Below are 6,906 nucleotides of genomic sequence, written 5' to 3' on the forward strand. Positions count from 1 at the left end.
CCATGGGCGGCGCACAAGGCCTGCAGGGCCGTGGCCTGTTCCCGCCGCAGGGCATCGCTGGCGGTTTTGTTGCGGTACTGCAGCCAGGTGGCACCGGCGGCCAGCAGCGGCGCGGTTCGCGCCAGCAGGCGGGCGGTATCGGGTTCATCCGGGGTGATCAGGTAGACGCCGCGGGGCGTCGGGGAAGCAGAAGTCATCGATGGCTACCGGTGAGTGGACCGCGATGGGACAATGGCGGCCCGTGAATCCAGCCCTGATTATCCGATGAGCGAAGCCACCCCCACCACCCTGCGTACCTGGATGTGCGTGGTCTGCGGATTCCTGTACCGCGAAGCGGATGGGCTGCCGGAAGAGGGCATCGCCCCGGGCACGCGCTGGGAAGACATTCCCGAGACCTGGACATGCCCGGATTGCGGCGTGACCAAGGACGATTTCGAGATGGTCGAGATCGATTGAGCGCAATCGCCGCCGGGCATGGCCCGGCGCTGCCGGTGGGTGCGGACCGTCGGTCCGCACACCGGACAACCTCAATGCAGCCGTGGTGCCGGCCCGCCGAGATCAATCAGCTTCTCGCGCAGCCATTGCGCGTCGCTGGCCTCGGGATTGCGCTTCAGGTACAGGCCCAGGTCGGTGCGGGCGCCGGCCAGGTAGTCCAGCTGCAGATAGGCCAGGCCGCGATCACGCAGGGCATCGTCCTGTTCGGGGGCGAGCTTGAGCAGGCGGTCGGCGCTGCGCGCGGCACGATCCCATTCGCTGGCCTCGGCATAGACCCCATGCAGGTTGCGCAGCATGCGGATCAGGATCGCGCGGCTCGGTGCAGGATCAAGGATCTGCGCCAGCACCTGGTCGTCGGGCATCTGCCCGCCCAGGTGCGACTTGGCGCGTTCTCGCAGTTCGTCCACGTCCAGCGGGCGGCCACCATTGAACGGGTCCATCACCAGCACGCCATCGTCGACCGGCAGGCGCACCAGGAAATGACCGGGAAATGACACGCCGTCCAGTGGAATGCCCAGCCGTCGCGCCACTTCCATCTGCACCAGCGCCAGCGATATCGGATTGCCCAGACGGCGCTCGAAGACCTGGTTGAGGTAGCTGTTGCGCGGGTCGTAGTACTCCTGGTGGTCGCCGCTGTAACCCAGCTCATCGAACAGATGCCGGTTGATGGCTGCCATCTTCAGCGGACTGTGCTCGATGCTGTCCACCTCGGCACGCAGGTGCTCGACGTGGCTCTGCACCAGCGCATCGTAGGTCGACGGCTGCAGATCGGGATATTCATCGCGCGCGATCAGCAGCGCGGTCGGCAGCAGTGGCAGCGCCTCGTCGTCGAAGGCGGCCAGTGCATCCCAGTCGGGGAGTGTAATCCGGTCCTGCATGTCCACAGACTGGCGGCAATCGTGGGCGGTTTCAAGCAGTGCGGCGTGAATTTCTCATCCCACCGATTTCCCATCCACGCATGGCGTGGATCTACCGTGTCGACCAAGGTCGACATCCACCAACAGCAGCAGGATGCTGTCGAAGGCGGGGTGGGTCCGGTTGCGGGGGCGTGAGCGCCATGGGCCCGAGGCATGCCTCGGGCGGGTTGGGCAGGACGCCCAACCCCGGTCTTGCCGTGTGCGCAGGACGGCGCACACGAGCAAGGCGCGACCGAGCCTCCAGGGATGGATTCACGGCGTCCCCCGCAACCGGACCCACCACGCCAACCCACGGATAGCCCGCTTTTGACGTTGATGTTGATTCGGCAGGTGCCGGGCGCAGCCCGGCCGAACCCTTATTTCTCGATACCCGGGCCGAAGGTCAGCTCGGTCCCATCCTTCAGCTTGAGCTTCTCTGCCTGGCCGGCGTTGAGCTCCAGCACGAAGCGCGCCGGGCCACCGCTGGGGTAGGGCGGACACATGTCGCCGGCCGAGCACGGCGGCACGTCGCGCTGCTGGCTCACCAGCCTGCGCTCGCTGTCGAAGTACAGGATGTCCAGCGCGATCTTGGTGTTCTTCATCCAGTACGCCTGCATTTCCTCGCGGTCATGCACGAACAGCATGCCGTGGTCCTCGGCCATCTGGTCGCGGAACATCAACCCGCGCGCACGGGTTTCATCGTTGGTGGCCAGTTCAACGACATAGCGCGCACCGTCAAGTTCCACCCAGTGGCGGGCGGCATCGGTGGCGCAGCCGGTCAGGGCCAGCAGCGGAAGCATCAGCAGTGAGCGCAGCAACGACATCGTCAGGGTCCTTCGAAAGGGTCAGAGCACGACCGGCGGCTCGCCGCCGACGATCACCACATCGGCACGGCGACGTGCGAACAGGCCGACGCAGACCACGCCCGGCAACTGGTTGAGCTCGCGCTCCAGCTTTTCCGGATCGGTGATCTGCAGGTTGTGGATGTCCAGGATCTGGTTGCCGTTGTCGGTCACCACGCCTTCGCGCCAGGTCGGCTGGCCACCGGTCATGTCGCGGATCTGGCGGGCGACCAGGCTGCGTGCCATCGGGATCACTTCCACCGGCAGCGGGAACCTGCCCAGCACCGGCACCTGCTTGCTCGGGTCGACGATGCAGACGAAGCGCTCGCTGGCCTCGGCGATGATCTTCTCGCGGGTCAGTGCAGCGCCGCCGCCCTTGATCAGGCACTTGTTGCCATCGCACTCGTCGGCGCCATCCACGTACAGCGACAGGGTGCCGGTGTGGTTCAGCTCGATCACCTCGATGCCATGCTGCTTCAGGCGCGCGGTGCTCTGCTCGGAACTGGACACCGCACCCTTGATGCGATGCTGGATGCGGGCCAGCGCATCGATGAAATAGGCGACGGTGGAACCGGTACCGACACCGACGATCATGCCGTCTTCGACGTACTCGATGGCCTTTTCGGCGGCCAGGCGCTTGGCTTCAGACATTGCGGGGAGCTCTCAGGCAGGGAATCAGGATTTCTTTTCCAGCGACAGCAGCAGCTTCCACTGCGCGGCGGTCACCGGGAACACCGACAGGCGGTTGCCTTTGGCAACCAGCGGGAAGCCTTCGCCGAGTTCCTCGGCGTGCAGCTTGATCTCGTCCAGCGCGATCACCTGCTTCAGCTTGCGGTCGAAGGCCACGTCCACCAGCATCCAGCGCGGGTTCTCGCGCGTGCTCTTGGGGTCGTGGTAGTCGGATTTCGGATCGAACTGGGTGTCATCAGGGTAGGCCGCGCTGGCCACCGTGGCCACGCCGACGATACCGGGCACCTTGGTGTTGGAGTGGTAGAACAGGATGCCGTCGCCGACCTGCATGCCATCGCGCATGAAATTGCGTGCCTGGTAGTTGCGCACGCCATTCCAGGGTTCAACCTTGACCTTGGCCAGGTCATCGATGGAAAAGGCGTCCGGTTCGGACTTCATCAGCCAGTAGCGCTTGCGGGCGGTCATGCGTTCACGGGGGCAGCGGAAGGGAGCAGGGTGCCGGCTTCAGTGCAGATCGCATCCACCGGCACGTCCCAGGACGCTACCGGCAAGGACTCGACCTGCTGCACCGAGAATGCCGCGCCGACCAGCCAGGGTGGCGCCGGCCGATCATGGCGGAAGGCGAAGCTGCGATCATACCAGCCGCCTCCCATGCCCAGCCGCCGGCACTGTGCATCGAAGCCCACCAGCGGGGTCACCACCAGGGCCATCTGCGCGGGTTCCAGCGTGTCTTCGATGGCGATGTCCGGTTCGGGGATGCCGTAACGGTTGCTGGTCAACGGTTGGCCGGGGCGCCAGGGCGCGAAGCGCAACACGTCGCCGTGCAGTACCGGCAGGCAGTAACGTAGCGTGTCGGGCAGCTGCAGCTGCCAGCGGTGCAGGGCGATCTCGCCATCCAGCGCCCAGTAGCCGGCCACGGCGCCTTCGTGCGGGGCGAACGGCAACGTCAGCAGTGCATCGGCCAGCGATTCGGCAGCGGCGATACGGGCGGGGGCGGAGAGGTCGCGGCGGCGTTGCCGCAGGTCGTGGCGCAAGGCCTGTCGCGGGTCGGTCATGGCAGCGTGCGGCAAGGATCAGCCGTCATTGTGCCGGAAAGAACAAGGGCGACGCCCGAAGACGCCGCCCTTGCTGGAATATTGCATTCTCCGCAATGTCGATGCATGCGAAACGACCTTGAACCCGCGGGCTCAAGTGGGAACGTTGGAGAACCATCGGGCTTCCCGCTGCAAGGCGGACCTGCACTCCCGGCGCTGTCGCGCTCCCGGTGTCGTTCTTAAGGGACAAGGCGAATGTTTGCACATGCCGTCGAGTACCGCAGAGAACGCGTGGCCATTATAGCCAGCACGCAGGATCTGGATAGGCCGTTCGTCGGCAACAGTGCGTGCCAATTCAGAAAAGAGAAGGCGCATTCCGCGCCTTTCTCACGTGCTGCTGTCGATTGCCCGGTCCAGGCGCCGGTTCAGGTCGGCCAGGGTCTGTTGCAGGGCCACCGCCTGGCGGGCGTTCTCATCGCGCAGCTGCTGCAGTTCGTGTGCCAGGTTGAGCGCAGCCAGCACCGCGATGCGGTCGACGGCGGCCATCCGGTTGCTGCCACGGATCTCGCGCATGCGCGCGTCCAGCAGGCGGGCGGCCGCCATCAGGCTGTCGCGTTCATCGCCACCGACGCCAACCGTGTATTCACGGTCGAGGATGCGGACGCTGACCGGTTCGGCACTCATGTGTGCTGCTCCAGGGATTTGAGCCGGGTGATCATCGCTTCCACCCGCGAACGCGCCTGCTCGTTCTTGGCCAGCAGCGTCGAGCGCTCGGCCACCAGCTGTTCCTGCTGGTGGCGCAGGCTGCGGTTCTCCTCGGCCAGCCGCTGGTTGCGGTCCAGCAACGCCTCCACACGGGCGGCGAAGGCCTGCAGCTGGGCAAGGGGATCGGCGGGTTCCATGCCCGCACGATAGGCAAGCCGGGTCAGGGCGGTCAAGCACTGTCGCAGCAGGCCCCGGCGGCTACGGAGAGCAGGCGGACAGATTGCTACACTACCCGGCTCACGGGCGCGCGCGTGCGCGCTCCGCAGTTTCCCTTCCGAACGAGCCGCACGATGACCGAACTTCCCTCCGTCGACGACGTTACCCGCGCCAGCCAGGAACTGGGCCTGGGCGCCACTGCTGCCGAGCTGCATGGCGGGCTGTGCGGCTGGCTGGCCGCTGGCGGTGCCCCCGGCAATGACTGGCCGGCGCGCGTGCTGGCCGACGACAATCTGCCGCAGGTGGCTGCCGACAGTGCGCTGGCGCAGTTGCTGGAGGCCACCATCAAGCAGCTGGAAGACCGTGACTTCGCCTTCGAGCTGCTGTTGACCGACAGCAGTGACGTGGCCGCGCAGGCGGACGCCATGTTCAGCTGGACCCGTTCTTTCCTGGGCGGCTTCGGCCTGGGCAGTGGCGGCCACCGCCCGACCTTGTCCGAAGAAGGCGAGGAGGCGCTGAACGACCTGGCCAGCTTGGCCCGTGCCTCGAGCGAGGACTTCGAAGCCGGCGGTGACGATGACGACGAAGCCCTGTCGGAAATCGAAGAGTTCATCCGCGTGGCGGTGCTGCTGCTGCACGGTGACGTGGTGCTGGCCGCGCGCCATCGGCAGCGCCTGAACTGATGGATATCAAGCAGCGCACCGGCATCGCTGCCGGCGAGTACAAGCGTCGCCGCCGGCAGCTGATGGACATGGCGGGCGAAGACGCGATCCTGGTGCTGCCGGCGGCGTCGGAGAAGGTGCGCAGCCTCGATACCCATTATCCGTACCGGCAGGATTCGGATTTCCAGTACCTGAGCGGCTTCCCGGAGCCGGAAGCGGTACTGGTGCTGATTCCCGGTCGCCGCCACGGCGAAGCCATTCTGTTCTGCCGCGAGCGCGACCCCGAGCGTGAAGCCTGGGATGGCGGTCGCGCCGGCCAAGAAGGCGCCGTGGCGCAGTACGCGATGGACGATGCGTACCCGATCACCGACCTGGACGACATCCTGCCGGGCCTGCTGGAAGGGCGTTCGCGGGTGTACTACCACTTCGGCCGCGATGCGGATTTCGACCTGAAGCTGATCGGCTGGGTGAACCGCGTACGTTCGCAGGTGCGCCATGGTGCGCAGCCACCGCATGAGTTCCTGGAACTGGGCCATCTGCTGCACGAGCAGCGGTTGTTCAAGTCCGGTGCCGAGGTGGCGCTGATGCAGCGTGCGGCCGACATCAGTGTGCTGGCGCATCGTGCCGCCATGCAGGCCGCGAAGGCCGGCATCCACGAGTACGAACTGCAGGCCGAGCTTGAGCGGGTGTTCCGCGCCAACGACGCGGTGCCTGCGTACTGCAGCATCGTCGGCGCCGGCCGCAACGCCTGCGTCCTGCATTACCGCGACAACAACGCGCGTTCGCGCGACGGCGAACTGGTGTTGATCGATGCCGGTGCCGAGTTCCGTGGCTATGCCAGTGACATCACCCGCACGTTCCCGGTCAACGGTCGTTTCAGCCCCGAGCAGCGCGCGCTGCATGATCTGGTGGGCGCGGCGCAGGCGGCGGCACTGGCCCAGGCCAAACCAGGCGTGGCGTACGAAATGGGCCATCTGGCGGCGGTGCAGACCCTCACCGAGGGGTTGCTGCAGCTGGGCCTGTTGAAGGGCACGCTGGAAAAGAATCTTGCCGAAGGGTTGTACCAGCGTTTCTACCGGCACAAGACCGGGCACTGGATCGGGCTGGATGTGCACGACGTAGGCGATTACCGCCTGGCTGGCGATTCACGCCTGCTGGAGCCGGGCATGGCATTCACCATCGAGCCGGGGCTGTACATCGGCGTGGACGACACAACAGTGGAGCCGCGCTGGCGCGGTATCGGCATTCGCACCGAAGATGACGTGCTGATCACCGACGACGGGCATCGGGTGTTGACCGAAGGCCTGGCGCGCAGCGCCGACGAGATCGAAGCGTTGACGGCGGGGTAAGGGTTTTCGGCAGGGCT

General features: G+C 66.2%; 11 protein-coding genes and 1 other RNA gene. 3 read left to right on the forward strand and 9 right to left on the reverse strand.

From position 1 onward, the window contains the following. Positions 1–197, reverse strand: a 197-nt coding sequence (locus DBR20_RS23070) for a thiamine phosphate synthase (RefSeq protein ID WP_258223325.1), incomplete at its 3' end; no start/stop codon positions are given. 34 nt (positions 198–231) lie between these two features. On the opposite strand from DBR20_RS23070, the gene DBR20_RS12030 reads away from it, so the two are divergent. Continuing rightward, the gene (locus DBR20_RS12030) at positions 232–456 is read left to right on the forward strand and encodes a rubredoxin (RefSeq protein WP_025874193.1); all 225 of its coding nucleotides are present in this window, start codon (positions 232–234) and stop codon (positions 454–456) included. Positions 457–527: 71 nt separating this feature from the next. On the opposite strand, the gene DBR20_RS12035 is transcribed toward DBR20_RS12030, so the two are convergent. The 8 genes from DBR20_RS12035 to DBR20_RS12070 all read right to left on the reverse strand — a co-directional run bounded on the left by DBR20_RS12035 (position 528) and on the right by DBR20_RS12070 (position 4,859). Continuing rightward, positions 528–1,373 carry a SirB1 family protein gene (locus tag DBR20_RS12035; protein WP_089236681.1) on the reverse strand — a complete coding sequence of 282 codons (846 nt, stop codon included), beginning with the start codon at positions 1,371–1,373 and terminating at the stop codon, positions 528–530. 395 nt (positions 1,374–1,768) lie between these two features. Then, positions 1,769–2,215, reverse strand: a complete 447-nt coding sequence (locus DBR20_RS12040; RefSeq protein WP_108266324.1) for a DUF192 domain-containing protein — start codon at positions 2,213–2,215, stop codon at positions 1,769–1,771. Positions 2,216–2,236: 21 nt separating this feature from the next. Next, positions 2,237–2,884, reverse strand: coding sequence for a ribose-5-phosphate isomerase RpiA (gene rpiA, locus DBR20_RS12045; RefSeq protein WP_108266325.1), 648 nt, complete (start codon positions 2,882–2,884; stop codon positions 2,237–2,239). A gap of 24 nt (positions 2,885–2,908) precedes the next feature. Further along, positions 2,909–3,388: an EVE domain-containing protein gene (locus DBR20_RS12050; RefSeq protein ID WP_108266326.1), complete on the reverse strand. Its 480-nt coding sequence runs from the start codon at positions 3,386–3,388 to the stop codon at positions 2,909–2,911. After that, on the reverse strand, positions 3,385–3,978 hold the full coding sequence (locus tag DBR20_RS12055) for a 5-formyltetrahydrofolate cyclo-ligase (protein WP_108266327.1): 594 nt from the start codon (positions 3,976–3,978) through the stop codon (positions 3,385–3,387). Before DBR20_RS12055 ends, DBR20_RS12050 begins: the two co-directional genes overlap by 4 nt. Before the next feature lie 83 nt (positions 3,979–4,061). Further along, positions 4,062–4,247: non-coding RNA, 6S RNA (ssrS, locus tag DBR20_RS12060), on the reverse strand. 97 nt (positions 4,248–4,344) lie between these two features. Further along, positions 4,345–4,641 (reverse strand): cell division protein ZapA, encoded by a 297-nt coding sequence (locus tag DBR20_RS12065; RefSeq protein ID WP_100553461.1) that lies wholly within the window; start codon positions 4,639–4,641, stop codon positions 4,345–4,347. Then, the gene (locus tag DBR20_RS12070; protein WP_025874200.1) at positions 4,638–4,859 is read right to left on the reverse strand and encodes a TIGR02449 family protein; all 222 of its coding nucleotides are present in this window, start codon (positions 4,857–4,859) and stop codon (positions 4,638–4,640) included. The genes DBR20_RS12065 and DBR20_RS12070 overlap by 4 nt, the downstream gene beginning before the upstream one ends. 153 nt (positions 4,860–5,012) lie before the next feature. On the opposite strand from DBR20_RS12070, the gene DBR20_RS12075 reads away from it, so the two are divergent. Next, on the forward strand, positions 5,013–5,561 hold the full coding sequence (locus tag DBR20_RS12075; RefSeq protein WP_089236676.1) for a YecA family protein: 549 nt from the start codon (positions 5,013–5,015) through the stop codon (positions 5,559–5,561). 5 nt (positions 5,562–5,566) lie between these two features. Next, positions 5,567–6,889, forward strand: a complete 1,323-nt coding sequence (locus DBR20_RS12080) for an aminopeptidase P N-terminal domain-containing protein (RefSeq protein WP_108266331.1) — start codon at positions 5,567–5,569, stop codon at positions 6,887–6,889. Positions 6,890–6,906 lie beyond the last annotated feature (17 nt).

Origin of the sequence: Stenotrophomonas sp. HMWF023 (assembly GCF_003060985.1) — a bacterium.
In the GTDB taxonomy this organism is placed as follows: Bacteria; Pseudomonadota; Gammaproteobacteria; order Xanthomonadales; family Xanthomonadaceae; genus Stenotrophomonas; species Stenotrophomonas lactitubi.

Bases quoted from the DNA above. Each gene is read 5' to 3' on its own strand.
- DBR20_RS12040 (WP_108266324.1), bottom strand. From the start codon at position 2,215: ATGTCGTTGCTGCGCTCACTGCTGATGCTTCCGCTGCTGGCCCTGACC.
- DBR20_RS12035 (WP_089236681.1), bottom strand. From the start codon at position 1,373: ATGCAGGACCGGATTACACTCCCCGACTGGGATGCACTGGCCGCCTTC.
- DBR20_RS12075 (WP_089236676.1), top strand. From the start codon at position 5,013: ATGACCGAACTTCCCTCCGTCGACGACGTTACCCGCGCCAGCCAGGAA.
- DBR20_RS12050 (WP_108266326.1), bottom strand. From the start codon at position 3,388: ATGACCGCCCGCAAGCGCTACTGGCTGATGAAGTCCGAACCGGACGCC.
- rpiA (WP_108266325.1), bottom strand. From the start codon at position 2,884: ATGTCTGAAGCCAAGCGCCTGGCCGCCGAAAAGGCCATCGAGTACGTC.
- DBR20_RS12065 (WP_100553461.1), bottom strand. From the start codon at position 4,641: ATGAGTGCCGAACCGGTCAGCGTCCGCATCCTCGACCGTGAATACACG.
- DBR20_RS12070 (WP_025874200.1), bottom strand. From the start codon at position 4,859: ATGGAACCCGCCGATCCCCTTGCCCAGCTGCAGGCCTTCGCCGCCCGT.
- DBR20_RS12030 (WP_025874193.1), top strand. From the start codon at position 232: ATGGCGGCCCGTGAATCCAGCCCTGATTATCCGATGAGCGAAGCCACC.
- DBR20_RS12055 (WP_108266327.1), bottom strand. From the start codon at position 3,978: ATGACCGACCCGCGACAGGCCTTGCGCCACGACCTGCGGCAACGCCGC.